The sequence below is a fragment of the Capnocytophaga canis genome (genome assembly GCF_000827555.1).
Lineage (GTDB): Bacteria > Bacteroidota > Bacteroidia > Flavobacteriales > Flavobacteriaceae > Capnocytophaga > Capnocytophaga canis.
In genome coordinates, this window is record NZ_CDOI01000001.1 from 62,079 (window position 1) to 89,034 (window position 26,956).

Here is a 26,956-nt window from a genome sequence, read left to right on the forward strand (position 1 = left end):
TCCGGTTTTTAATACAATATCAGTTGGTTGCTTTCCAATTCAAGTAAAAACTTCTTACGCCAGAGCCCTCCTGCATAGCCTATGAGGGAGCCATTTTGACCAATTACTCGATGGCATGGAACAATAATCGCAACTGGATTCATTCCGTTGGCGGAGGCAACTGCCCGAATCCCCTTGATGTTACCTAAAGTGATAGCTTGTTCTTTATATGAAATCGTTTTTCCGTAAGGAATGTTGAGAAGTGATTCCCACACTCGTTGTTGAAAATCCGTACCGCGAAGATCTAAAGGTAAATTAAACTCGGTGATTTCCTTTGAAAAGTAGGCTTTTATTTGCTTTTCTAACTCTAAAAATAGAGGTGTTTTTTCTTCAACAATAGAGGCTTGAAAGCATTTTTTTAACTTATCTAATTCTATTTCGGTTTGTTCATTGTCATAAAAATCTAACATACAAACTCCATGGGAAGAAACACATGCTAACAATTCCCCGATGGGTGTGGTTATGTAGCTCTTATAAATGGTGTTTTCTATCATCAGAAATGAAAATTAAATTGAATGTAGCCTATTTTTGCTAACCGACTTTCAAACCATTCTGAAGTTTTTTTCAAGTCGAAAGTATTGTTATCCTTTGTAACACTGTATTTTATAAAGAATCCAGGTTCCGTACATATAGAAAAGTGTTTACTAATTCTATATAAAATTCCAAAAAAAGGATTGATTGCTAGTATTTTAGTTCGCTGCTTTCGCGAAGTATAATCAATATGTCTTCCCCATAGGTCGATTCCATAGTAGAACGACCAATTTCCACTTTGTTTTAATATTGTTTCTACCCCAATTTTTAGACCAATATCGTAAATGGCATCATCTGTAGTTTCTATTCGATAATCTCCAGCCAAGCGATAACCGAGTTTTTCCTTAGGAGAGTATTTGTATTCAAACAAAAAAGCATTAGCGTCACTCGGAAAGGCCATATTCACGAATTTAGATATACCAATTCCAACCTGATGCTTTTGTGTTGTAACAAAAGAAACATTGCTCTCCTGTTGAGCGAGAGCAATGTTTGCTATAAATAATATTGTAAAAAAAATGATTATTTTATTCATTATTTTCTTCCTTCAAAAAATCTTTTGAAAATCTTTTCTACTCTTTCAGGAAAGTCTGAAACGAAATTCTCAGCTTTCTCTTTTGAACCATCTTCAAAAATCAAATAAGGAATTAATTTTTCAGTATTGTCTTTTTCAAGTTTTAAATCAGCTATCTTTTTTGAGTTTTTGAACACCTCTGATTTGATGAATGAGTTAATTTCTTCAGCTGACATATCATCGATGTCCTTTTTGGAACCATAAAGTCCTTTTAAATCAGCTAAATTTCTGATTATTAATTCATTATGAGTTATTTCTAAAGTGATTTTTTCTATATCTGATTCTGGATTGATATTTTCAATGTCGGTGTGAGTTAGCTTTACTTCTCCTTTCAATGATGTAGAACACGCGTTTGGAGAACTGAAAACAAAGTCTAATCTGAATATATTTTCACTGGTTTTATTCCATTTTAGATTTGCAGTAAATGGGTTTGCATATGCTTCAATATCTGCTTTTTCAATCATGATTGATTCCCCTGTCTGCATGTATGCGACATCATTTACCTTTATGCTGAAAATTTTAGAAGAATCAACGGTAACTGAAATATTCCCCCTTTTAGGCAACTTAACTTCTTTGCCTTCAATTGTGAATGTTTGGTCTGTATAGCCATCTAAAATCAGTGTGGCGTTGTTAGTAGTTGCGTCTTTTTTTGAAGGAAAATGCAAAGTTATGTTATTTCCGTTGCTTTTCTTCCATTTTTTAGATGTATTATCCCAAGTGTAGACTCCTTTCATTAATTGATAATTAAAAGAGTCTTCAAACACATCGCCATACTGATCTTCAAAAGCATCAGATAAGATACTCATCCAAGAGTGATTTTCTACTTGAGTATAAACATATTCATAAGGAGGATTTCCGTATGTATGAGTTGTTGTTACTGTTTCGGCAATGGTAAAAAAACTCTCGTAGAAGAAATTAGAAAAGCCTCCATCGTTTAAATCTTTAAGACAATTGTAAAAATTATCAGTTGTTTGCTCAATGAATTGTTTTGCTTCTTCTCGAGATAGCGGAGTTGTGTCATCTTCTTTTCCGTCTTTAGAACAACTCACAAACGTGATTGCAACTAAAAAAGCAATCGTAATTTTTTGTGTCAATCTTGTAAAATTCATAATATATTTTTGTCTGCAAAAGTAATTTTTTTTCTGTAGGGCATGATTTTTTTTGTACTTTTTTTAACAGTTTTTATCTGTTATTATGGTGCTAATCGTTCTATTCTCCAATCATAATCGTCCGTTAGTGTATATCGTATTCGGTCGTGTAAACGATTAGGACGACCCTGCCAAAACTCAATGGATTGTGGACGAACTAAATATCCCCCCCAGTATGATGGACGTAGCACTTCTTTGTTGATGTATTCTTTTTCAAGATTTTCTAGTGTTTCTTCCAAATAGTCACGACTTGAAATCACCTCACTTTGAGGCGAAACTAAAGCGCCTAATTTACTTCCGAGAGGTCGCGATTCAAAATAACCATCAGATAAATTTTCAGGTAATTTTTCAGCTATTCCCTTGATAATTACTTGTCGTTCCATATTAGCCCAAAAAAATGAAAGACATACATTTGGGTGAACTTCAATGGCTTTGCCTTTTTCACTTGAGTAGTTGGTAAAGAAAATAAATCCTTCGTGAGTGTATTTTTTTAGCAATACCACTCGGGCTTTGGGAAAACCGTCCAAGCCTATGGTTGAAACCGTCATTGCATTAGGTTCGTCCACTCCGCCACTTTCTTCTACTTCGTAAAACCACGTTTGAAACAATTGCAATGGATTTTCAGGGATATCATTTTCAACAAGAACCTTTTTATCATAAATTTTTCGGTAATTTCCTAAATCTTTCTCCATAGAATAGTTGTTTTGAGATCACAAAAGTACGTAAAAACCATGAGAGGTAACAAATATTTTTCTATATTTGTACCTTATTTTTAAAATATAAAGCACAATGTCATTACAAGCTATATCTCCTATTGACGGTCGTTATGCCGATAAAACAACTTCCTTGATTCCTTATTTTTCGGAAGAAGCTCTTATTAGATATCGAGTTTTGGTTGAAATTGAATATTTCATTGCTCTTTGTGAGTTGCCATTGCCACAGTTGGAAGGATTCCCTACTGAATTATTTCCTGAATTGAGAAATTTGTATATAAATTTTGATCAAGAGGCAGCAAAGGAGGTTAAAAATATTGAAAAAACTACTAATCACGATGTTAAAGCGGTTGAATATTTTATCAAAGCCGCATTTGACAGATTGAATATTTCCCAGTTTAAAGAATTTATTCACTTTGGTTTAACTTCACAAGATATTAATAATACAGCTGTTCCGCTTTCGCTAAAAGAAGCTACTTCAAATGTTTATTATGTTGAATTACAAGGTGTGATAGATAAATTGGCTCAGTTGATTGATGAATGGAAAGATATTCCTCTATTGGCACGCACTCACGGACAACCTGCATCACCCACTCGTTTAGGGAAAGAATTTGAGGTTTTTAAAAAACGTATTGAAGAACAAATAAAACAATTAAAGGCTGTTCCGTTTGCTGCAAAATTCGGAGGTGCCACAGGGAATTATAACGCTCATAAGGTTGCATATTCAGCTATTGATTGGAAGGCTTTTGGAACTCAATTTGTAGAACAAAAATTAGGGCTACACCATTCATTTCCAACCACGCAAATTGAGCATTATGATCATTTAGCAGCAATGTTTGATGCTTTCAAACGTATTAATACCATACTGATAGACTTCAACCGTGATGTATGGACGTATATTTCAATGGATTATTTTAAACAGAAAATCAAAGCAGGTGAAGTAGGATCATCAGCCATGCCACATAAAGTCAATCCTATCGATTTCGAAAATTCAGAAGGAAATTTAGGAATTGCAAATGCCATTTTTGAACATTTGTCTGCAAAATTACCCATTTCTCGCTTACAGCGTGATTTGACCGATAGTACCGTACTCAGAAATATAGGAGTTCCTTTTGGACACACGCTCATTGGACTTAAAGCAACCCTCAAAGGGCTGAACAAATTGCTATTGAATGAAGAAAAAATTCGTTGGGATTTGGAGCAAAATTGGTCAGTAGTGGCAGAAGCTATTCAAACGATCCTGCGTCGTGAAGGTTATCCAAATCCGTATGAATCCCTCAAAGGATTAACACGTACGAACGAAAAAATTAATCAACAAACCATTGCAGCGTTCATCGAAACCCTGGAAGTTTCTGACGTTATAAAAGCCGAGTTAAAAGCCATCAAGCCAGAAAATTATACTGGAATTTAGATAAATAATTCAAAAAGAGCTATTTGAGGAATCTAAAACTTTTTTTGATTCCTCGAATAGCATTTTTATTCCTCATTCCATTCATCTGTAGGCAAAGCTCTTTTTAAAATAGCTTCGGGTAAGGATTTTTTAGATTTTACCCCCATAGCTCTTAGCCGTTCAACGCTACGTACCAGATTTCCTTTTCCTTCTACAAGTTTATTCATAGCGTTGCTATATTCCCCTTTCGCTTCATCCATTTTTTTACCGATTTTAATCAAATCAGAGACGAAGCCTTCAAATTTGTCATACAAAGCCCCTGCCTGACGCGAAATTTCATAGGCGTTTTCTTGTTGTTTTTGATTTGTCCACATGGAGTCAATGGTGCGAAGAGTAGCCAATAAGGTCGTTGGAGTCACGATTACAATGTTTTGAGCAAAGGCTTTGGTGTAGAGCGATTCATCTTCTTGTAGAGCTACCGCAAAAGCAGGTTCAATGGGAATAAACATCAACACAAAATCAGGGCTTTGAGTATATAAGTCCTCGTATTTTTTACTAGAAAGTTGTTCAATATGCCTACGTATGGAATTAGTATGTTGCTTTAAAAATATAGGTCTTTCTTCCTCTGAAGCATTTACAAAACGTTCATAATCAGTAAGTGAAACTTTTGAATCCACAATTATTTTCTTTCCATCTGGTAAGTGAATAACCACATCGGGAATTGCTCGAGTGCCATCTTCACGTACAAATGACTCCTGAACAGTATATTCCCGCCCCTTTTCCAAATTGGATTTTTCGAGTACTTTTTCCAGCACCAACTCACCCCAGTTCCCTTGAATTTTACTGTCACCCTTCAGTGCTTTCGTCAGATTTTCAGCCTCTTTCGTAATTCGTAGATTTTGGCTTTGCAGGTCAATAAGTTGCTGTTTCAAAGCCGAGTGAATACTGATATTTTCTTTTTGGCTGTGTTCTACTTTTTGCTCGAAATCTTTGATTTTTTCTTGCAGTGGATTCAGAATATTCTTTAAATTTTCACGGTTTTGTTCTGTGAATTTGGATGATTTTTCTTCCAAAATTCGGTTAGCTAAATTTTCAAATTCTTTGGTAAACCTTTCTTGAAGCTGTTCAGATTCTTTATCTTTTTCTCTGAGTTTAGTTATCAAGTGATCTTTTTCAACATCCGATTTTGCCAAATAAAGACTTAACTCTTCTTTTTCTTTTCGGATTTCTTCCTTTTCACTTTTTTCGATTGCTAAACGATTTTCCAACTCTTGAATTGTTCGTTGTTGCAACTCCTCTCGTTCCAAAGTTGTGGAAAGTAAAGAGTTTGTTTTTAATTTATTGATGTAATTTCCGATGAAAAATCCGACAAGTAAACAGAAGAAAATCAGTAATATATATATGATTGCATCCATAAAGAGTGATGTTTTTGTTAAAATTATTTCTACGAAGAGCAAATATACTTTAATCTTTATATAAAACAAAAAGAAAAGGGATAGATTTCACAACCATCCCTTCTCAAATCACTAACTAAAAAACTCAATCACTATGATTACTTTATAACATTCAACGAAGTTTCTTAAAAAGAAGCTAACATTTTTATTTATATCTGTTATACAGTCATACTAAAAATTTTTGTATTCGGTATATTCCGCTGTAAACGTAGATCAAACGCCATACACAAATTCCTCACAAAAGGTCTTCCCTCATTGGTTACTCGTATGCTTTTCTCCCTCAGCTCAATAAGACCGTCACTGACCATTTCATTTAATTTTGACTTAATAGACTCTATTTCAGAGGTGTACATTTTATCTTCTTCCCATGAAGTATTGAAATGACACATCAAATTTAGGATATGCTGACGGATAATTAGATCCTCTTCATTTAAGATATGTCCCCTAAAAACAGGGATCTCATTCCGCTGGATCCGTGCGTAATAATCCTCCAAATCTTTCTCATTTTGAGCAAATCCGTACCAGCTATCACTGATGGAGGACATTCCTAAACCAATCATTACCTGGGTTTTTGAGGCTGTGTACCCCATAAAATTTCGGTGTAAGCTGTTGGTTTCAAATGATTTGTACATTGAATCAGTTGGTAAAGCAAAATGATCCATACCTATTTCAACATATCCTGCATCTATCAAATGTTTCTTGCCAGTTTCGTAGAGTAACCGCTTTTCCTCCCCCGAAGGCAGGTTGCTCTCATCAAATCCTCGTTGTCCACTACCTTTAATCCAAGGAACATGGGCATAGCTATAAAACGCAATCCTATCAGGGTGCAAACTATTCGTTTTATCAATAGTAAACAGCACGTCGTCAAGAGTCTGGAAAGGCAATCCGAATACTAAATCATGGCTCACGGACTTATATCCTATTTTTCTTGCCCATTCTGTAACTTTTTTTACGTTTTCGAACGGTTGTATGCGATGAATTGCCTTTTGAACCTTTAAAGAATAGTCTTGAACTCCAAAACTTACTCGTTCGAATCCTAAACTGTACAAAACTTTTAAATGAGTCTCTGTAGAGTTGTTAGGATGTCCTTCAAAGCTAAATTCTTTATCCTTAGCAATGTCAGCATATTCAAAAATGCCCTCAAGCAAACGTTTTAACTCTTCTGGTTTAAAGAACGTTGGTGTGCCTCCTCCCAAATGAATCTCTTTAATGAGAGGTTTTTCTTGCAACACATCTAAATATAATTTCCATTCTTTCAAAACAGCATCAATATAAGGACTCTCCATTTCGTGTCGTTTGGTGATGCGTTTGTGACATCCGCAGAAAGTACATAAACTTTCGCAAAATGGCAAATGGATATAAAGGCTGATTCCCTCTGTTTTGTTGCTTTCGTGAAATGATCTTTTTAGACTATTTAGCCATTTATCATTCGAAAAAGATTCATTATCCCAATATGGAACCGTTGGATAACTCGTGTAACGCGGCCCCGCAACGTTGTATTTTTGTATAAGTGAAACAGTCATACTTATCAAGTACCCCGCAAAAATAGGGGAGTTTATGTTAATAAAAAATGATATATATCAGTTAGTTATAAAAAAAGATTTTTTGTACTCTTTTTTGGTTGATAATTTTGATTTTTATCACATCCAATGATGGAATTTTATGATTTTTTAAAAAAATGATGAAATTGTATTCGTAATATTTTGATTTTCAATTGTTAATTTATGACCTAATATTATACTCTAACTTACGTATTAAAAAATAACAATATTATTTTATCAATCTAGCAATGTTTTAAATTTATTGAGTTCAGTACTTAATTGGATATATTTTTTAATGGTTCAACACTGATTTTTCAGTATTTTGACCGCTTTTCATCGGCATTGGAGATTTGGCGTTAAGAAAATCAGTGAATAAAGCGTGAAAATTTTCCACTATTCGAAGCTACCGTAGGAAGCAAGTTTGGAAAATTTGTCGGAATCCGACTACTTATTTTTTAACGCCCGTGAGGCTCGCACTTTTGGTTCTTTTCGTCTAAGCAAAAGAACAATGTATGAAAATAAATAATGAACTCAATAAATTTATATTTTTTACTTAATACGAATTTTAGTTGATTTTTGTGTTGATTACAAAGGTAAATAAAAATATTGAATAAAAAAATCGACCACACGCCTGAGTTAAAGTTTTTTATCAGAGGTGTAGCCGAAGTTTTATTTGAGCGATATCTAATTAACAACCTTATTCTCTTGGAGTTTTCATCTTGAAAGTTTCCATAAATTTGGTAGTGTAATTACCTGCGATATAATCAGGGTCGTCCATCAATTGTAAGTGGAATGGAATGGTTGTTTTAACGCCCTCTACTACAAATTCATCCAATGCGCGTTTCATTTTAGCAATGGCCTCTTCACGCGTTTGTGCCGTAGTGATTAATTTAGCAATCATTGAATCATAATTTGAAGGAATCACATATCCGCTGTAAACGTGTGTGTCCAAGCGGACTCCATGTCCGCCTGGAGCATGTAAGGTAGTGATTTTTCCAGGGGAAGGACGGAAATCGTTATATGGATCTTCAGCATTAATACGACATTCAATAGAGTGTAATTTAGGTAGATAATTTTTACCCGAAATAGGTACACCTGCGGCAACTAATATTTGTTCTCGAATCAAGTCGTAGTCGATAACTTGCTCAGTAATAGGGTGTTCTACTTGAATACGAGTATTCATCTCCATGAAGTAGAAATTACGATGTTTGTCTACGAGAAATTCTACAGTACCTGCTCCTTCATATTTGATATATTCAGCAGCTTTTACGGCAGCTTCCCCCATTCGTTTACGTAGGTCGTCTGTCATAAAAGGCGATGGGGTTTCTTCGGTTAGTTTTTGGTGACGACGTTGCACCGAGCAATCTCTTTCAGAAAGGTGACAAGCTTTGCCATATTGATCTCCAACAATTTGAATTTCAATATGACGAGGTTCTTCGATGAGTTTTTCCATGTACATACCATCATTTCCGAAAGCTGCTCCTGCCTCTTGTTTAGCGCTGTCGAGGGCTTTTTCCAAATCTTCTTCTTTCCAAACTGCACGCATTCCACGTCCACCACCTCCAGCAGTAGCTTTTAACATTACAGGATATCCCATTTCCTTAGCTACTTTTTTAGCATGGTCGAGCGATTCAATGAGCCCATCAGAGCCTGGAACCGTAGGTACACCTGCTGCTTTCATGGTTGCTTTTGCAGTAGCCTTATCACCCATTTTTTCAATCATCTCAGGGGAGGCACCAATGAATTTAATTCCGTGTTCTGCACAAATTTTTGAAAATTTTGCATTTTCCGATAAAAATCCATACCCTGGGTGAATAGCATCAGCATTTGTAATTTCTGCAGCAGCGATTATATTAGGTATTTTTAAGTAAGAATCTTTGCTGGCGGGAGGTCCGATACAAACGGCTTCGTCAGCAAAACGAACATGCAAACTATCAGCATCAGCAGTGGAATAGACAGCCACCGATTTGATACCCATTTCACGACACGTACGAATGATACGCAAAGCGATTTCTCCTCGGTTTGCAATTAATATTTTTTTAAACATAGTATTCAAATTTACGAGTTATTTAAACTATAATCATTTAAGTTGTTACTAATTAAATTGTTATAGTTCAAAAAGGTGAAATGCTTATCTTAATTAAGAAGGATCTACTAAGAACAATGGTTGGTCAAATTCAACAGGTGATGAATCATCTACTAAGATTTTCACTACTTTTCCAGAAACTTCTGATTCGATTTCGTTGAATAATTTCATAGCCTCAATGATACAAAGTACATCACCCTTGGCTATAGTGGAACCTACCTCAACGAATAATGGTTTGTCTGGACCTGGTCGTCTGTAAAAAGTTCCAATCATTGGTGATTTTACAACGATATATTTGTCATTATCAGTATTTGCAGCTGGTTTTGATTCAGCAGGATCAGCAGAGGTTGTAGGTGTTACTACAGCTTGTTGTAGAGGTATCTGAGGCACTGCAGATATAGGCATTTGTTGAACAAATACTTGCTCTCTAGCACTTTCATCAGGGTTGGTTTTGATAGTGATTTTAATATCCTCCATTTCAAGTTTCACTTCACTTGCCCCCGATTTGGCAACAAATTTGATTAGGTTTTGAATGTCTCTTAAATCCATAAGTATTCGTTATTAGATTATTGTCGTAATTATTTATGTTCTTAAATCATTTAGTAAGCCCATTTGAGGTAAACAGCTCCCCAAGTGAATCCTCCACCAAAAGCTGCTAACACAATGTTATCCCCTTTTTTGAGTTGTTTTTCGTAGTCATTTAGCACTAATGGGAGTGTTCCAGAGGTTGTGTTTCCATATTTATGGATGTTTATCATCACTTTATTTTCCTCCAAACCAATGCGTTGTGCAGTAGCGTCAATGATACGTTTGTTTGCTTGATGAGGAGCTAACCATTGTACGTCGTCTTTTGTCAGGTTGTTGCGTTTCAGAATTTCCTCTGCCACTCCTGACATCCCAGAAACGGCATACTTGAAAACTGTTTTTCCGTCTTGGAAAACAAAATGTTCTTTGTTTTTTAGTCGTTCCTCGGTTATGGGATAAAGTGAACCACCTGCTTTAGTGTACAGGTAATTTCGCCCGATGCCATCACTTTTTAGAATTTCATCTTGTACACCGAATCCTTCAAAATTAGGCTCAAAAAGAGCTGCTCCAGCTCCATCTCCAAAGATGATACACGTGGCACGGTCTGTATAGTCAATTATAGACGACATTTTGTCGGCTCCAATTAGTAATACTTTTTTGTATCTTCCTGATTCAATGTATCTTGCAGCTACTGATGTTCCGTACAAAAAACTTGAACAAGCAGCTTGTAAATCAAAAGCAAAAGCGTTAGTAGCTCCAATTTCAGTAGCTACATAAGGCGCCGTTAACGCTACAGGCATATCTGGCGTTGCAGTAGCTAAAATAACTAAGTCAATCTCTCTAGGGTCTACACCTTTTTTATTGATTAAATCTTCTGCAGCTTTTATGGCCAAATAGGATGTTCCTTTATCAGGGTCTTTTAAAATGCGCCTTTCCTTAATTCCTGTTCGAGTAAAAATCCATTCATCGTTGGTTTCAACCATTTGTTCTAACATTTCGTTAGACAACACATAATCAGGAACATATCCTCCAATAGCTGTGATAGCAGCATTTATCTTTGTCATAGTAATTACAATACGTTTGAAATATTTTTACTTGAGATTGTTATGAAAACATTCGCAAAGATACATATTTTCTTAGATAATACGGTAAAAAAGATAGTTTTTTTCGAGTACTTAGATTAAACCTCAGCTGTATACTATCGAAATATACCATGCCAATCAAGCATAAAGATTTGCTTATAGAAAGGGGGCATTTAAAACAATCCGTACAATACTGCGTCTATTTTATTTATAATCACACCCAAATCTTCGGGATTATCTACAAAATCAACATTATCCACATCAATTATAAGTAATTTGCCCTTGTCGTATCCTTTTATCCATTGCTCGTAGCGTTCGTTCAGTCGGTTTAAATAGTCGATTGAAATAGAGCTTTCATAGTCTCGTCCTCGCTTGTGAATTTGTTTCACTAAGTTAGAAATGGAACTTCTTAGATAGATTAATAAATCAGGAGCAGATACCAGTTTTTCCATCAGTTGAAAAAGAGAACTGTAATTGTCAAAATCACGTCCGCTCATTAATCCCATTTCGTGTAAATTGGGAGCAAAGATGTGGGCATCTTCGTAGATAGTGCGATCCTGAATAATGTCGTTGCCTTTCTCACGAAAATCTAAGATTTGCCGAAAGCGACTATTCAAAAAATAAATTTGCAGATTGAAACTCCATCGCTCCATTTGATGATAAAAATCGTCTAAATATGGATTGTCAACAACGTCTTCATAATGAGCTTCCCAATGGTAATGCTTTGCTAAAAGAGTTGTTAAGGTAGTTTTCCCTGCACCGATATTTCCTGCAATAGCGATATGCATCTTTATTGATTTTTTAGATTAAACTCCGATTCATCACGCAAACACTTAATCATTGATGTGTTTTTAATTTCCTTAATTACAAAGGAACTTTGGATGTTTGAAATGATTTCTAATTTTGATATTTTATGTACGACAAACCGCTGATATTCTTCCATGTCATTTAATACTAATTTTAACAAGAAATCGTAGCCTCCCGCCATATAGGAAGCCTCCAACACTTCGTCAAGGGTACTGATGTATCGTTCAAACTCTTCAAAAAGTTCGCCTTGATGTCTAAGTAATTTCACCTGACAATAGGCTATTAGTTTCTTACCTAACAGCTTTCCATTAACAACAGCAACGTAGTTGGAAATGTAGCCCAGTGATTCTAATTTTTTGATTCGTTCATGGACTGGTGTGATGGAAAGTCCTACTTTTTCAGCTAACTTCTTGATGGATTGCTTACTGTCCTGTTGCAATTCATCTAAAAGCATTAAGTCGGTATAATCTAATGTGTACATAATGTAAAGTTTTTTTAATTAGGTTTCGTGAAAAAAAATAAAACATCAAATGAGAGAAAATGTCTTGTAATACAACATAAATTGAGTATAATTACCCCCAATGTTCTCCAAAATTATTTTTTACTTTTGCTACGATTTCTTTGATATTTTGTTCTTTTTCTTTTGGATATATTAAAAGAATGTCTTTTTTGTCTACAATTATGTAATCGTCAAGCCCTTCAATGATAACCATTTTATCAGTTTCAGTACGGACAATATTTTTTTCTGAATTAGAAAACAATACTTGAGCATTGACTGCCACGTTCTGTTGATTATCCTTAGGGAGCTTTTCATAGAGTGATCCCCATGTCCCCAAATCATTCCAATCAAAACGGGCAGGTAATACGAAAATATTCGTTGAAGGCTCCAAAATAGCATAATCTACCGAAATATTGGTTGCTTTTGGATAGTTTACCTTAATAAAATCAAATTCTTTTTCTGTATTGTAGAATTTTTCCCCCTCTTTAAATAGCTCGTAAAGTGTGGGTTGGTAGGTTTCAAAAGCTTTTAAAACACTGCCTACATTCCATATGAAAATTCCTGCATTCCAAAGAAAATTGCCTTGAGTCAAAAAATCTTTAGCTGTTTCGTAATTAGGTTTTTCTCTGAATTTACAAACTTTTTTGATGTTGTTATTATCACTTTTGTCATACTGTATGTAGCCATAACCCGTATTCGGAAAGGTAGGAACAATTCCTAGAGTCATGAGTATATCTTGACTTTGTGAATTTCCAAAACATTCCAGAACATTTTCTGTAAATTCAGCCTCATCTTCAATCCAGTGGTCACTCGGAGCTACAATCATTACTGCATTAGGATTCCTTGTTTTTATTTTCATAGCCGCATAGAGTATGCAAGGAGCAGTATTTCGCATAGCTGGTTCTAAAACAATGTTTTGTGTGGCGATATCTGGAATTTGGTCTTTTATCAACTCTTCGTATCGTTCGTTAGTTAAGATGAGAATATTTTCTTTGGGAATAAACTTGCTCAATCGAGAAAATGTTCTCTGTAGTAAGGTTTCTCCTGTTCCCAGCATATCGTGGAATTGTTTTGGATAATTTTCTGTACTCACAGGCCAAAAACGAGAACCTACTCCCCCTGCCATAATAACCCCATAACGATTCTGTTGCATAGCTAATATTCTTGATATAGTTAATTAAATTACTCAGCAAAGATATATATTTTTTTTCTAACGAAAGTAGATTCATTAGAAAAATATTAATAAAAAATCCAAAAAAGAAAAGTTTATTTCTTTCTTGGATTTAGTATGTTGGTGTAAAAACAGGACTTATAAAAGTTTAAATCCAGCTCCTATTTGAATAACATTGCTACGTCCTCCTGCTATGGTTATATCGGAAAGCCCCATCACATAACGTGCGTAAAATACGAACGCAGGAATGTTAATCTCAATTCCCAAAGCTAAATCAATAGGAGATTTTTTCAAGAGATCTTGGTATTTTTCGTTTGAGTTTGCAAGGAAACTAAATTGAGGTCCCGCTTGAATGTAAAGTGTTTTTAAAGGAGTTACCTCAAATAGGACAGGAACACTGATATAGTCCAAATTCGATTTTTTAAATGATAATCGGTTGTAGAGTACCTCTCCTTGTACCTGTAATTGATCCAGAATGCCTATTCCTAAGAAGGCTCCTGCGTGGAATCCAGTATTTAAATCGTTTTTGATATCTTTTACATCTGAAATTTTCTGCAGATTGAGCCCTGCTTTCACTCCTAAATCAATGCTCTGAGCATACATCTGTACTGTGCTAAGTGTTCCGAAAAACACTGAAGCGATAATAATAAATCTTTTCATAGTATTCTTTTTTATTTTGAATTATATTTTGAGCAAAATTAAAAAATAAAATAATAAAATCAAAATAATAGTTAAAGAAAAAGTTTTAAATTTTAGTTGTAAAGCATTGAACTTTCTTCTCATCTATATGCTATTATGGATACATATCAAGAGAATTTCTATGAAAAAGATTATTTTCAAGTGTTTACACTGTCAAATGATGTTTTTTTTAATGGGAGAGAAAATAATTTTGAGTATAATATGCTTAAATTCAAAATAATATACTCGGTCACGCTAATGTTTTTAATTGAAAAGTTTGGTTTTTCTTGAAGGTGAGTGTCGTTGACGTAATTTATAGATGTTTAAAAATCAGTTTAATTTATTCACACTCCGACTCTGAAACTATGGTATAGTCATTCGAGTCGAAGTGTTATTTGTGTCTTGATTTCCTACGATTTTGATTTACTATCTTGATTCTTCATTTTTTCGGCTATTTGATTTGATGCCGTGAATGAAGTAATCATATTGTTCAGCATATCGCTTCCTGCTTGTGGAGAATTTGGCAATAAAATCAGATTGCTATTTGTTTGTTGTCCAACGGCTTGAAGTGTGTCATAGTGCTGTGTGACAACAATCAAAGCTGAAGCTTCCTGTGAACTAATTCCAACTTTGTTTAGTACGTCCACACTTTCCACCAAACCACGAGCAATTTCGCGTCGCTGATCAGCGATTCCTTGTCCTTGCAAACGTTTACTTTCCGCTTCGGCTTTTGCTTTTTCTACAATTAGAATCCGTTGAGCATCTCCCTCATATTGAGCAGCAACTTTCTCACGTTCGGCAGCATTGATTCGGTTCATTGCCGATTTTACCTGTGCATCAGGGTCAATGTCTGTGACTAAAGTTTTGATGATGTCATAACCATAGGTTTCCATCGCTTCTTGTACCTCTCGTTTTACAGCAATAGCAATGTCATCTTTTTTAACAAAAACATCGTCCAAACGCATTTTTGGTACTTCAGCACGAACCACGTCAAACACATAACTCGTAATTTGGTCGTGAGGATATTCTAATTTGTAAATCGCATCATACACTTTATCTTTAATAACCACATACTGTACCGAAACTTTTATTTTAACGAATACATCATCTAAAGTTTTAGTTTCAACAATGACATCTAATTGTTGTATTTTTAGACTAATACGAGCTGATATTTTGTCGATAATTGGAATTTTGATTTGCAAACCCGAATGACGAATACTTTGGAATTTGCCAAAACGTTCAATCGCAACTGCAGTTTGTTGTCTTACTGTAAAGAACATTCCAAAAAAAACGATTAGTATCCCTATGATTAAGGGAAGCGAAGAGAATAGATTTTCCATAAAAAATAAATTGTTTAATAAAATTGTCGGCTAATATACAACTTTTTTCGAGAGTTACAATAGTCTACAAAATATTTTACGCTTGTATTTTTGTCTTTTTTAGGTTGTTTCGTATTCTTTATTAAGGCGTAGCTACAACAGAGATAAGACTGAAATTAGACGGTGAAAAGTTCAAAAACTTTATTCTATTCCTGTTAACATTGTAAGTTAGGCTTTTTACCAAAGCCAAATTCATCTTATAGAAAGGATTTCTCTTGAAAAAAGATGTCAAAACTTCATTTAATAAAAAAATATTCGTAATTTTGCCGATTGAAAATACTTTTCTTTAATTGTAACAATTTTAAATATCACAAAATGAGATTATTAGAAGGAAAAACTGCGATTATCACAGGAGCAAGTCGAGGTATAGGAAAAGGCATTGCAGAAGTGTTTGCATCACAAGGGGCGAATGTTGTGTTTACTTACAGTGCATCGGTTGAGGCAGCACAACAACTAGAAGAAGAATTGAAAGCCAAAGGAGTGAAAGCCAAAGGCTTTCAAAGTAATGCTGCCGATTTTGAAAGTGCTCAGCAATTGGCAGATGCCGTACTTGCCGAATTTGGAAGTATAGACATTTTAGTGAATAACGCAGGAATTACAAAAGACAATCTTTTGTTGCGTATGCCAGAAGAGGACTTCGACAAAGTCATTGAAGTGAATTTAAAATCAGTCTTTAACATGACCAAGGCGGTACAACGAGCAATGTTAAAACAACGCAGAGGGTCAATCATCAATATCAGTAGTGTTGTTGGAGTTAAAGGAAACGCAGGACAAGCCAATTATGCAGCTTCCAAAGCAGGAATGTTAGGGTTTACCAAGTCGGTTGCCTTGGAGTTGGGTTCAAGAAACATCCGTTGTAATGCAATTGCTCCCGGCTTTATTGAGACAGAAATGACTGCTGTTTTGGATCCAAAAGTAGTGGAAGGATGGCGTGATGCTATTCCGTTAAAACGAGGCGGAACAACAGTAGATGTAGCAAACGCTTGTCTTTTCTTAGCATCAGATATGTCTGCTTACGTCACAGGACAAGTCCTGAATGTAGACGGAGGAATGCTAACGTAATTAAAACCAATGTATTATATCTATCAAAATGCAATTTAAAAAATATATTATCATAGGATTATTGGGTGTTGGATTTAGCTCATGTGGTGAATATCACAAGGTGTTGAAATCCGATGATTCAGCACGTAAATATGCTATGGCGGAAGAATTGTATAAGACAGGGAAATACCGCAGAGCCACAGAATTGTTTAAGCAGATTGCCAATGAATATGCCGGACGACCACAGGGGGAACGTATTTTCTATATGTATGGAGATGCTTACTATAAATTGAAGCAGTACACCTTAGCAGCATATCCTTTTCAGCGTTTCCAAAATCTATATCCTCGTAGTGAAAAAGTGGCAGAAGTGGCATTTTTGGAAGCTAAAATGTTTTATATCGATACTCCTGAATACAGTGTTGATCAGCAACCAACAAATGAGGCATTGGAGAAATTGCAATTATTTTTAGACAAATATCCGAATTCTGAATATGCTAAGGAAGCGAGTGATATGGTTGTTGACCTATTGACACGTCTTCAAAAAAAAGAGTTTGAAATTGCGAAACAGTATAATACCATTCGTGACTATCAGGCATCTATGACCTCGCTGGACAATTTTCTAGCAAATAATCCAGGGAGTGTTTTCCGTGAAGAAGCTTTGTATGTGCGATTGAACTCAGCATATGAATGGGCCATCAACAGTGTTGAACACAAGAAAAAAGAACGATTGAACACAGCCAAAGAAGCGTATGAAATCTTGTTGAGATCATTTCCTGAAACAAAGTACAGAAAAGAGGCGGATAAAATGCTCGAAAAAATTGAATCAACGTTAAAAAATTTTTCATAAAAACATCAATAAAACACTGAATACTATGGATTTAAAAAAAATAGACGCTCCTATTTCAACGATTACTTATAGTCGTGCCGATATTGAGGCTGAAACAGGAAATATTTATGAAGCTATATCAATCATTGCAAAAAGAGCCGTGCAAATTAACGCGGAAATTAAGAAAGAATTGATTGATAAATTAGAGGAATTTGCAACTAATAATGATAATTTGGAAGAAATATTTGAAAATAAAGAACAAATAGAGGTTTCTAAATTTTATGAAAGATTACCAAAACCACAAGCAATTGCTGTGAAAGAATGGTTAGACAAAAAGGTATATCACAGAGAAACTACTTAAAAATTTTCGTTTTCATAGTAAAGGGGAAAGCAATTGAAATAAGAAGTTGCTGTCCCTTTTTTTGTCTACATATATTTATTCATGCTTAATTCTTTAACTCCGTTATTTATGCAATCACAGGTAATTTGCTAAATATTAGCAGATTGAGCAAATTCGTTTCTGTAGCTAATTTTGTTTTATATTTAGAAATTGCTTTAACTAAAGAAAAATATCGGTACATGTATCGTCAAAGTTCTTACATTTTCTAAAAATTAGGGTAAAGGCACACCAGAAGAATTTGTATGTATTTGTGATGAACATCTATATGAGACAAGCGATAAGAAAATCAAAAGATATGTCACTACAAGGGAAAAATATCGTTTTAGGAATTACGGGGGGCATTGCCGCTTACAAAACAGCTCATTTGGTACGCCTTTTTGTAAAAAAAGGAGCAAATGTTAAGGTAATTTTGACTCAAAGTGCTACAGAATTTATAACTCCACTGACTCTTTCTACCTTGTCGAAAAATGAGGTATATACTTCATTTTCAACGACAGATGCACGCTGGAATAACCACGTAGAATTAGCCTCTTGGGCTGATTTCATGATCATAGCTCCTGCTACAGCTAACACTTTAGCAAAGATGGCTACGGGGTTATGCGATAATTTTTTACTAGCAACTTACTTATCAGCTAACGTTCCAGTGTTCGTAGCTCCTGCTATGGATTTAGATATGTATGCTCATCCTACACTCAGTAAAAATTTATCTCAAATTGCAGAGCATGGAAATCATGTTATTCCTGCTACTTTTGGTGAATTAGCAAGTGGGTTGGTTGGACAAGGTCGCATGGCAGAACCTGAGAATATTGTTTCTTTCATCGAAAATACGTTTGATAATAATTTACCGATGAAAGGCAAACGATTACTCATAACTGCAGGGCCAACTTACGAAGCTATTGATCCTGTGAGATTTATAGGCAATTTTTCGACAGGAAAAATGGGCATAGCTTTAGCAAATGAGGCTTTACAACAAGGAGCTATCGTTGATTTGGTATTAGGGCCTTCTGCGGAGAAAAATATACATAAAAACATACGGCTACATCGAGTAATAACTGCTGATGAAATGTATGAAAAGGTAGCCTCATTATTTGAAAACACGGACATGGCTATTCTTTCGGCAGCTGTTGCAGATTATAAACCTAAGAATCCTGCTTCTGAAAAAATTAAGAAAAATGACAATGAACTTCATTTAGAATTGGTTAAGAATAGAGATATACTTGCTTCATTAGGTGCTAACAAAAAACATCAGTTGCTTATAGGATTCGCTTTAGAAACAGAAAATGAACTTGCCAACGCCAAGTCAAAGTTGAAGCGTAAAAATTTAGACGCTATTGTACTTAACTCACTCAAAGACAAGGGTGCAGGATTTGGCACGGAAACCAATAAAGTTGCTTTTATCACTCATGATGCAGAAGTTTCTTTTCCCTTGAAAGATAAGAATGAGGTAGCCAAAGACATTCTCCGCGAAATCTCGGATCGATTCTACAAATAATAGTGTTGATTTAAAGTACAAACACACAGATAAGAACTTAACTTCTTGTCTGTGTGTTTATAAACTTAAAAATTGTATTACTACATTATCCTAAAACTTCTTTCACTTTATCAGCAGCTTCTTGGAACATAATAGCAGAATGTACTGCCAATCCTGAATTGTCAATGATTTCTTTTGCTAATTCAGCATTTGTGCCTTGTAAACGTACAATGATTGGAACTGCTATATCTCCTCCCATATTTTTGTAAGCATCAACGATTCCCTGTGCTACGCGATCACAACGTACTATTCCACCGAAAATATTTACTAAAATAGCTTTCACTTGTGGGTCTTTTAAGATAATACGGAAAGCCGTTTCCACACGTTTAGCGTCAGCTGTTCCTCCAACATCCAAAAAGTTTGCAGGTGAACCTCCTGCTTGTTTTATCAAGTCCATCGTTGCCATTGCAAGTCCTGCCCCGTTTACCATACACCCCACATTTCCATCCAAAGCTACGTAGTTCAGTCCTACAGCTTTAGCTTCAACTTCAATTGGGTTTTCTTCACGTAAGTCACGTAAATCAACATAGTTTTTATGACGGTATAAAGCGTTGTCATCAAGAACAACTTTGGCGTCTACTGCAAGAATTTTATTGTCTGAAGTTTTTAATACGGGGTTGATTTCAAACAGACTTGCATCGGATGATACATAGCAATTGTACAAAGCGGTAACGAATTTGACCATTTCTTTGAAAGCATCGCCTGTAACTCCTAAATTAAACGCCACTTGACGAGCTTGGAAAGGTAATAAACCAACAGCAGGATCGATTTCTTCTGTAAAAATCAAATGAGGGGTTTTTTCAGCTACCGTTTCAATGTCCATTCCTCCTTCAGTCGAGTACATAATCATATTTTTCCCTTTTGAACGATCTAGTAGTACAGACATATAGAACTCTTCAGGTTGGCTTTCTCCTGGATAGTATACATCCTCCGCGATAAGGACTTGATGAACCTTTTTACCTTCAGGAGGGGTTTGTGGAGTCACCAAATTCATTCCTATGATTTGTTCAGCAAGAGGCTCAACATCTTGCAGTCCTTTAGCTAATTTTACTCCTCCACCTTTGCCACGACCACCCGCGTGAATTTGTGCTTTTACTACATACCACTGGGTTCCTGTTTCTGCGGTTAGTTGTTTAGCAGCATCTACTGCTTCTTTTGGACTTTGAGCCACAATACCACGTTGTACGCGTACGCCAAAACTCGAAAGTATTTCTTTTCCTTGATATTCGTGTAAATTCATTTTTTAGATTTATTTATAATTCACAAAGATAGAAAACAATTTTTATAAAAAAAAATATTCTGTTTTTTTTGATTAATTATTTTTGTGAAACTTGTACAAAAAACAAATGATATTTTGTGCTAATTCTTCCTTTTTTGTAGTAATGAAATGAATACATAGGCAACAATGATCAAAGGAATTGCTACAAATTGCAGAATAACCAATGAAAGGACGCATATTCCTAAGAAGATATATTTAATTTTATTGTTCTTGAAACTAAAATCTTTGAATTTCAAGGCGAAAAGAGGAATTTCAGCATTGAGCATATACGAACTTAATAGCGTAATACATACTAAAAACCAAGTGTTTTGAAGGATGATTTCAAAAAAATCCGCTGGTTGGAATTGTAAAATAACAGGCAATGATAGAATAAATAGAGCGTTTGCAGGAGTTGGTAATCCAATGAATCCCGTTGCCTGTCGAGTATCTATATTAAATTTAGCCAATCGATAAGCGGAAGCTAAAGTTATTAATAGTCCGAAGTAGGGCAAAATATCAGTTAGTAGAGTTTTATTTTCGTTTACAAAATCACTTTTAGCGATGAGTTGAAACATTACAATTCCTGGGACTACACCTGCTGTAACCATATCTGCTAAGGAATCCAGTTGTAGACCTAATTCAGATTTTACGTTCAACAAACGAGCAAAAAAACCATCAAAAAAGTCAAAGAATATCCCTAATGAAACAAAAAGTCCTGTCATGGCAAAATTGCCTTTTACGGCATAGATCACCGCAATACTTCCGCATAATAAATTCAGTAGAGTTATCAGATTTGGGATGTGCTTTTTCATAAAAATTGTGCTTTGTTTTCGACAAAAAAAGGCTGTCCGATAGTTTTGGAAAGCCTTTATTTTGAGTTTGTTAAATTTTGTGTTGTGTCAAGTGATTAATTTATAATTATTTACAAGTGTCTGCATCCAAGTAGTCGGGATGGGAGTCGTTATCACAATTGGTATATGTAATTATTCCATAGTCATCTACTTGAATTTCTTCCAATGAAGGTTTGCCATCTCTGTCGTGGTCAGCCCGTTTGGTTTTTATCAAATGTATTGTAAACATCAAAGGGGAGTAGGCAGGAATACTTTGTTTTGATGTGTTGAAATATGCTAAACGTGAGGGCATAAAAAATACACCAACCCCGCCATCAGTTGGAGTTTGAATAGTTCCATCAACATTGACCGTGATTTCAGAAGCTGAATCTTTCAACTCAGCGATGCTGTGTCTGAATCCTCGAATTACATTTATGGCATTTGGATTTGTCACATCACCCAGCAAATCAAACCAATTCGACTGTGTGTATCCTACTGACCTGTCAAATTCTATTCCTTTTAATAACTGTCCTCTGTAAGCTATGTAAACCGAATCGGCTATACTTGATTTCATTCCTGTTCCCTCTTGTACAGGCAGGTAGTAGAGTTTATGACGTACTTTTTTGTTATTAGCATCATAAGCATCAATTTCTATGGTTTTTACCAAATCCATGAGAGATGTTTGGTTTGCATTTGCCCCAGCAATGGTGTCTAAAACTACCTCGTTATTTTTAAAAGTATGGAAGTGTGTTTTTAAGTAGTTGGTAATAGCTGCGTCGTTCTCATCACGTACTTCAGTTACATCACGAGGAGGCGTTATAGGCTTTGATTCTTCCTCTTTTTTACAGGAAATAATCGATAAAATAGCTAATAGGCTGATACTTAGTGTTATTTTTCGCAACATATATTTTTTTTGTTTTTTCAAGGGTGCAAGATACGAAATTATATTATTTTTGCGATATACTTTCATTGTTAATATTCAGATTTTATGAGAATTGATAAATTTCTTTGGTGTGTACGCTACTACAAAACTCGGAATATGGCTACGGAGGCCTGTAAAAAAGGACATGTACGGATTAATGGTGACATTGCCAAGCCTTCACGAGAGGTTTTTAATGCCGATAAAATAGCTCTTCGCAAAAACCAAATTACCTACGAATTGAAAGTGCTGGATATTCCTCCATCACGCGTAGGAGCTAAGTTACTGGATTTATATCGACAAGATCTGACGCCTCCTGAAGCTTTTGAACATGCTGAATTGATGAAATTATCACAAGAGTACTACCGAAAAAAAGGTGAGGGTCGTCCTACTAAAAAAGATCGACGTGCCATAGATAGCTTACTCAACGATGCCGATGACGACGATTGGGATATTTAATTAAATCCTAAACTATTTATTAAAAATTGAAAGCATTTTCAAAAGGTGTTTTTTACAAAATCTTGTTTTTAAGGTCTTTGTAAAGAAACAAGCTATGCTTAAAAAAGAAACGTGGCATCACGAACGAATATTTCAGAGTAATCTTCTATGCTATTTCCCTCTCAAAATCGGATTCAGTTCCTCGTCGTTGTACATTTTCATCTGTTTGTAAACTTTCATGTACTTCCTACCAGCTTCAATATCAGCTAATAATTGATCAAGAGCATCAGAAAGATCTTTGCGTTGTTCAATTAGTACGTTGAGTTTTTCTTGACATTTGGCTCTATGTTTGTCTGAAGCATCAGGTCGATTTACTTCCTCTTGCATGTGATAAATTTTCAATGCCAAAATCGACAGTCTGTCCACTGCCCATGCTGGGCTTTCGGTGTTAATTGTTGCATTTTCAATAGGTTTTACATTTTTATAGGTGTGTAAAAAGTAACTGTCTATATACTCTACCGTATCGGTACGGTCTTGATTTGAAGCGTCAATTTTCCGTTTTAAATCTAAGGCTTCGACAGGGTCGATATTCGGATCACGAATAATGTCCTCGTAGTGCCATTGTACAGTGTCTATCCAATTTTTACGATAGAGTAAATGCTCCATCGAAGATGAAGGATATGGATTGCTAAATGGCTGATACACATCATCTAAGATATGATATTTTTGAATGCTTTCTTCAAAAATCGCTAAGGCTTTTTCACTAAACATATGTATATATTTTAGAGGTGTTTAAAATTCTAATGGTATATAATTATAATTTAAAACTTTGATTGTTAAATGCTTACGTTATTTGAGTGTGTTGGAATGTTCATCCAAATAAGCTCTTCGTACTTTTTTAAATAGTTCCGAGGAGTATACAAAATCCGTAACAGCTTCATTGTCAGTTATAAAAATTGTATCTTTTGAACCTTCCCATTCTTTATATCCATTTTTGAGGAATATGATTTTTGCTCCAATTTCCATTACGGAGTTCATATCATGGGTGTTAATAATAGTGGTAATATTAAATTCTTCGGTGATTTCCTGAATCAAATTGTCGATAACGATAGCCGTTTTTGGATCAAGACCTGAGTTAGGTTCATCACAAAATAAAAAATTCGGACGATTGACGATTGCACGGGCGATGGCAACTCTTTTTTGCATACCTCCAGAAATTTCTGAAGGCAATTTATGCTCAGCATTCACCAATTTCACACGATTGAGTACCATATCAGCTCTTTCGCGAATTTCTTCTGGAGTTTTTGAAGAAAACATCTGTAATGGAAATGTTACATTTTCAAGTACAGTCATAGAATCAAATAAAGCACTTCCTTGAAAAACCATTCCCATTTTTTGGCGTAGCTTTGTGCGTTCGTTGCGCTTCATTTCAGCATAGCTAACCCCGTCATAGATAATATCACCCTCATCGGGTGTGAATAATCCTAATAAAGATTTTAAAAAAACAGTTTTTCCAGAACCACTTTGACCGATGATTAGGTTAGTTTTTCCTTTTTCAAAAGTTGTTGATATACCTTTCAGTACAGGTACTCCGTTAAATGATTTATGTAGGTTTTTAACTTGAATCATAGTTTTGTTTGTTCCTTTTTTAAATGAGTGAAGTAATTTTAGGCGTAGAACAACTGTGTCAATACCGAATTAACTATAATAATCACAATACTCGTCCATACGAACGATGTTGTACTTGCCTTTCCAACATCTAAAGCTCCACCTTTCATGTAGTAACCGTGATATGCAGGGACTGTAGCTAAGAAAAAGGAAAATACCAATGTTTTGGTAAAGGCATAAACTAAATCGTATGTTTTGAACTGCATTTGTACCCCTTCTATAAACTCGCCTGAAAAAGCAGCTCCACTTGCCACAGTTGAGACCCAACCTCCTACAATACCTACGAACATGCCAATCGCAACCAGAAAAGGAAAGAAAAGCAGTGCAATGATTTTCGGAAAAACCAAATAGTTTAGTGAATTTACTCCCATAACATCTAAAGCGTCAATCTGTTCTGTAACTCGCATTGTTCCGATGCTTGAAGTTATGAATGATCCTACCTTTCCTGCTAAAATTACTGATGTAAATGTCGGTGCAAATTCCAAAATGATGGATTGACGTGTAGCAAAACCTATTAGTGATTTCATTACCAAAGGAGAGTCTAAGTTCAATGCTGTTTGAATAGCAACGACTCCCCCTATGAAAAATGAAACGAATAGGATGATTCCTAATGAGTTGACTATCAGATCATCAATTTCTTTGATGATTAGCTTTTTTGTGATTGACCATCGCGTCCTTTTTCTGAATATATCGTAGAGCATTATAAAGTAACGCCCAATAGCTTCAATGTGTTTCATAGTGAAAAATAAGAGCAAAAATACAAAAAAATATTGGTTTACAAAAAAGTAAGGCTATCCTTTTTACGAATAGCCTATCCTTATTTATTAAATAACAAATTGTATAGATTTTTAGAATAATTTTATTGACATTGTCAATAGAATGTTACTTCTTGTCGATGTCATTTTTGCAGGTGTAGTTAAGACCGATTCATAGATACGATGGTAATTATCTTGCTTTGCAACGTCATACGACAAATCGAAACGCACACCACCAAGAGCATATCCTAAGCCTAATGAATATCCCGTCAAATCACCTATGTATTTAATTCCTGTTTTGTAAGGACTTTGTTCATGACGGATTCCTGCTCGTAAACTCAATGCTTTGATTCGGTATTCTCCACCTAAACGAATAGCCGAGGTGTCTCCTAATTCATTTTGAATGACTGTGTTTTCCGATTTTAAATTTTCTGTTCTGAAATATGTTTTCCCATATCCTTTGTAGATATAATCAAAGCTAATTAAGCCGTTTTTTCCAAATATATAAGCAGCACTTGCAGTCCATGAACCTGGCGTGCGGAATTTGTATTTTCGTTCGAACCAAATTTCATCACCATACTTATTTAGTAACTCTACATCCCTACCTTCTACTCTGTTTGTGGCGTTGATAAAAATGTCTGAAAACAATACTTCCCTCCTCATATCCACCAATGAATACCATGTAGGTGAATGATAACTTGTCCCGATACGAATATTTTTATTGAGTTTTGCTATAGCTCCTAACTGAAAAGAAAAACCATATCCTTCCGTATTAACAGTCATTTGGTGATTTGCATACTTTATTAGAGAAGCTTCATTAAATTTGTCTTCTCTAAGACTAAATAAAGAATTTGTGTTAAGATTATGAATGTTGATATTAGCTCCTAATGAAATATTATCATTGAATTGAGCTGCAAAATTCATATTATATTTATTAATCTTTCCAAATCGCTCATTTTCATATTTTTGAAAACGAGAACTTCCATTAGAATTTAATTCATAATCCGTTTCGTAAAAATCGTTAGATTTTGGAACAATCAATTCTGTCATCAACCCCAAGTAGGTTGCACGAGCATTGGCATTCTTTAAGTTTATATAAAAATCCCCTATTTTTTTTTGTCCCTCTATATCAGAAACATCATAAGCTAAACCTTGTTCGAAAACTCCCAAATTAAAAGGTGTATTTCTCGCATTGCCTTGTGTAGCAAAATAGTGATAATAATTATCTAATCCAATGTTATTCTGTCCAAAATAAGTGAAATTTGCATTATTAAAATTTACAGAACGTTGATAATTAAAACCAAACGTTATTTTTTTCCATTGTTCAGAATTTGTTGGAATGACTAAAGCCACTCCCACTTGGTTTACATTAAAATCTGATTTTTCATTATTGGTAGTCTGACTTTTAAATGTTACGTTCTTTTTGTAAGCGTCATTTCCCAAAGAAATTGAAAATTCCGAACTTGAAAAAATTGCACTTCCTGCAGGGTTTACTGTAATAGCTGATAAATCCCCTCCCAAAGCTCCAAAAGCTCCACTCATAGCTCGGTACCGCGCTGTTCCATCTAAATCTTCTACTGAATAACGTAAAGCGTCATTTATATTTTGTGCAGACACAATACCTCCACTTAATAACATTATTGATAGTAGTCTTTTTTTCATATATTTATTCAATT

General features: G+C 35.0%; 27 protein-coding genes. 6 read left to right on the forward strand and 21 right to left on the reverse strand.

Annotation, left to right across the window (positions count from 1 at the left end):
• Positions 1–8: 8 nt before the first annotated feature.
• The 4 genes from CCAND38_RS00230 to pdxH form a co-directional block, all read right to left on the reverse strand.
• Positions 9–533 (reverse strand): methylated-DNA--[protein]-cysteine S-methyltransferase, encoded by a 525-nt coding sequence (locus CCAND38_RS00230; protein WP_042342888.1) that lies wholly within the window; start codon positions 531–533, stop codon positions 9–11.
• Positions 533–1,102, reverse strand: coding sequence for a hypothetical protein (locus tag CCAND38_RS00235; RefSeq protein WP_042342890.1), 570 nt, complete (start codon positions 1,100–1,102; stop codon positions 533–535). Before CCAND38_RS00235 ends, CCAND38_RS00230 begins: the two co-directional genes overlap by 1 nt.
• Positions 1,102–2,250, reverse strand: a complete 1,149-nt coding sequence (locus tag CCAND38_RS00240) for a hypothetical protein (RefSeq protein WP_042342892.1) — start codon at positions 2,248–2,250, stop codon at positions 1,102–1,104. The genes CCAND38_RS00235 and CCAND38_RS00240 overlap by 1 nt, the downstream gene beginning before the upstream one ends.
• An 83-nt stretch (positions 2,251–2,333) precedes the next feature.
• Entirely contained in the window at positions 2,334–2,981 is a 648-nt protein-coding gene (pdxH, locus tag CCAND38_RS00245) for a pyridoxamine 5'-phosphate oxidase (RefSeq protein ID WP_042342894.1), read from the reverse strand.
• Positions 2,982–3,078: 97 nt separating this feature from the next.
• On the opposite strand from pdxH, the gene purB reads away from it, so the two are divergent.
• A complete protein-coding gene (purB, locus tag CCAND38_RS00250; protein WP_042342896.1) occupies positions 3,079–4,413 on the forward strand; it encodes an adenylosuccinate lyase in 1,335 nt (444 codons plus the stop codon).
• A gap of 65 nt (positions 4,414–4,478) precedes the next feature.
• Here the strand turns inward: purB and CCAND38_RS00255 are convergent, their stop codons facing one another.
• From CCAND38_RS00255 to CCAND38_RS00305, 10 genes are all read right to left on the reverse strand, one after another.
• Positions 4,479–5,807, reverse strand: coding sequence for a DNA recombination protein RmuC (locus CCAND38_RS00255; protein WP_042342900.1), 1,329 nt, complete (start codon positions 5,805–5,807; stop codon positions 4,479–4,481).
• 197 nt (positions 5,808–6,004) lie between these two features.
• Positions 6,005–7,369, reverse strand: coding sequence for an oxygen-independent coproporphyrinogen III oxidase (gene hemN / locus CCAND38_RS00260; protein WP_042342902.1), 1,365 nt, complete (start codon positions 7,367–7,369; stop codon positions 6,005–6,007).
• A 715-nt stretch (positions 7,370–8,084) separates the two neighbouring features.
• Positions 8,085–9,434 (reverse strand): acetyl-CoA carboxylase biotin carboxylase subunit, encoded by a 1,350-nt coding sequence (accC, locus tag CCAND38_RS00265; protein WP_042008789.1) that lies wholly within the window; start codon positions 9,432–9,434, stop codon positions 8,085–8,087.
• Positions 9,435–9,527: 93 nt separating this feature from the next.
• Entirely contained in the window at positions 9,528–10,022 is a 495-nt protein-coding gene (accB, locus tag CCAND38_RS00270) for an acetyl-CoA carboxylase biotin carboxyl carrier protein (RefSeq protein ID WP_042342904.1), read from the reverse strand.
• A 50-nt stretch (positions 10,023–10,072) separates the two neighbouring features.
• Entirely contained in the window at positions 10,073–11,062 is a 990-nt protein-coding gene (locus tag CCAND38_RS00275) for a beta-ketoacyl-ACP synthase III (protein WP_042342906.1), read from the reverse strand.
• Between the two features lie 191 nt (positions 11,063–11,253).
• Positions 11,254–11,868 carry a deoxynucleoside kinase gene (locus tag CCAND38_RS00280; RefSeq protein ID WP_042008797.1) on the reverse strand — a complete coding sequence of 205 codons (615 nt, stop codon included), beginning with the start codon at positions 11,866–11,868 and terminating at the stop codon, positions 11,254–11,256.
• A gap of 2 nt (positions 11,869–11,870) precedes the next feature.
• The gene (locus tag CCAND38_RS00285) at positions 11,871–12,368 is read right to left on the reverse strand and encodes an Lrp/AsnC family transcriptional regulator (protein WP_042008799.1); all 498 of its coding nucleotides are present in this window, start codon (positions 12,366–12,368) and stop codon (positions 11,871–11,873) included.
• A gap of 91 nt (positions 12,369–12,459) precedes the next feature.
• Positions 12,460–13,539, reverse strand: coding sequence for a mannose-1-phosphate guanylyltransferase (locus tag CCAND38_RS00290; protein WP_042342907.1), 1,080 nt, complete (start codon positions 13,537–13,539; stop codon positions 12,460–12,462).
• A 156-nt stretch (positions 13,540–13,695) separates the two neighbouring features.
• Positions 13,696–14,217, reverse strand: a complete 522-nt coding sequence (locus CCAND38_RS11295; RefSeq protein ID WP_052458038.1) for a porin family protein — start codon at positions 14,215–14,217, stop codon at positions 13,696–13,698.
• Positions 14,218–14,645: 428 nt separating this feature from the next.
• Entirely contained in the window at positions 14,646–15,575 is a 930-nt protein-coding gene (locus CCAND38_RS00305; protein WP_369800737.1) for an SPFH domain-containing protein, read from the reverse strand.
• A 354-nt stretch (positions 15,576–15,929) separates the two neighbouring features.
• On the opposite strand from CCAND38_RS00305, the gene fabG reads away from it, so the two are divergent.
• The 4 genes from fabG to coaBC all read left to right on the forward strand — a co-directional run bounded on the left by fabG (position 15,930) and on the right by coaBC (position 19,373).
• Positions 15,930–16,676 (forward strand): 3-oxoacyl-[acyl-carrier-protein] reductase, encoded by a 747-nt coding sequence (gene fabG / locus CCAND38_RS00310; protein WP_042008804.1) that lies wholly within the window; start codon positions 15,930–15,932, stop codon positions 16,674–16,676.
• A gap of 28 nt (positions 16,677–16,704) precedes the next feature.
• Positions 16,705–17,502, forward strand: coding sequence for an outer membrane protein assembly factor BamD (locus tag CCAND38_RS00315; RefSeq protein WP_042342908.1), 798 nt, complete (start codon positions 16,705–16,707; stop codon positions 17,500–17,502).
• A gap of 25 nt (positions 17,503–17,527) precedes the next feature.
• Complete coding sequence (locus CCAND38_RS00320) at positions 17,528–17,842, forward strand: DNA-directed RNA polymerase subunit omega (RefSeq protein WP_042008807.1); 315 nt, start codon at positions 17,528–17,530, stop codon at positions 17,840–17,842.
• A gap of 304 nt (positions 17,843–18,146) precedes the next feature.
• On the forward strand, positions 18,147–19,373 hold the full coding sequence (coaBC, locus tag CCAND38_RS00325) for a bifunctional phosphopantothenoylcysteine decarboxylase/phosphopantothenate--cysteine ligase CoaBC (RefSeq protein ID WP_420896098.1): 1,227 nt from the start codon (positions 18,147–18,149) through the stop codon (positions 19,371–19,373).
• Between the two features lie 85 nt (positions 19,374–19,458).
• Here coaBC and sucC read toward each other — a convergent pair whose 3' ends face one another.
• From sucC to CCAND38_RS00340, 3 genes are all read right to left on the reverse strand, one after another.
• Positions 19,459–20,652: an ADP-forming succinate--CoA ligase subunit beta gene (sucC, locus tag CCAND38_RS00330; protein ID WP_042008084.1), complete on the reverse strand. Its 1,194-nt coding sequence runs from the start codon at positions 20,650–20,652 to the stop codon at positions 19,459–19,461.
• 119 nt (positions 20,653–20,771) lie between these two features.
• Complete coding sequence (locus CCAND38_RS00335) at positions 20,772–21,482, reverse strand: CDP-alcohol phosphatidyltransferase family protein (RefSeq protein WP_042342909.1); 711 nt, start codon at positions 21,480–21,482, stop codon at positions 20,772–20,774.
• Positions 21,483–21,588: 106 nt separating this feature from the next.
• The gene (locus CCAND38_RS00340) at positions 21,589–22,404 is read right to left on the reverse strand and encodes an FKBP-type peptidyl-prolyl cis-trans isomerase (protein WP_042008080.1); all 816 of its coding nucleotides are present in this window, start codon (positions 22,402–22,404) and stop codon (positions 21,589–21,591) included.
• Between the two features lie 84 nt (positions 22,405–22,488).
• On the opposite strand from CCAND38_RS00340, the gene CCAND38_RS00345 reads away from it, so the two are divergent.
• Positions 22,489–22,878 carry an RNA-binding S4 domain-containing protein gene (locus tag CCAND38_RS00345; protein ID WP_042008077.1) on the forward strand — a complete coding sequence of 130 codons (390 nt, stop codon included), beginning with the start codon at positions 22,489–22,491 and terminating at the stop codon, positions 22,876–22,878.
• 150 nt (positions 22,879–23,028) lie between these two features.
• On the opposite strand, the gene CCAND38_RS00350 is transcribed toward CCAND38_RS00345, so the two are convergent.
• From CCAND38_RS00350 to CCAND38_RS00365, 4 genes are all read right to left on the reverse strand, one after another.
• The gene (locus tag CCAND38_RS00350; protein ID WP_042008074.1) at positions 23,029–23,628 is read right to left on the reverse strand and encodes a DUF4254 domain-containing protein; all 600 of its coding nucleotides are present in this window, start codon (positions 23,626–23,628) and stop codon (positions 23,029–23,031) included.
• Between the two features lie 78 nt (positions 23,629–23,706).
• Positions 23,707–24,486, reverse strand: coding sequence for an ABC transporter ATP-binding protein (locus CCAND38_RS00355; protein ID WP_042342910.1), 780 nt, complete (start codon positions 24,484–24,486; stop codon positions 23,707–23,709).
• Between the two features lie 38 nt (positions 24,487–24,524).
• Positions 24,525–25,262, reverse strand: a complete 738-nt coding sequence (locus CCAND38_RS00360; protein ID WP_042008069.1) for an MlaE family ABC transporter permease — start codon at positions 25,260–25,262, stop codon at positions 24,525–24,527.
• 111 nt (positions 25,263–25,373) lie between these two features.
• A complete protein-coding gene (locus CCAND38_RS00365; protein ID WP_042342911.1) occupies positions 25,374–26,942 on the reverse strand; it encodes an OmpP1/FadL family transporter in 1,569 nt (522 codons plus the stop codon).
• Positions 26,943–26,956 lie beyond the last annotated feature (14 nt).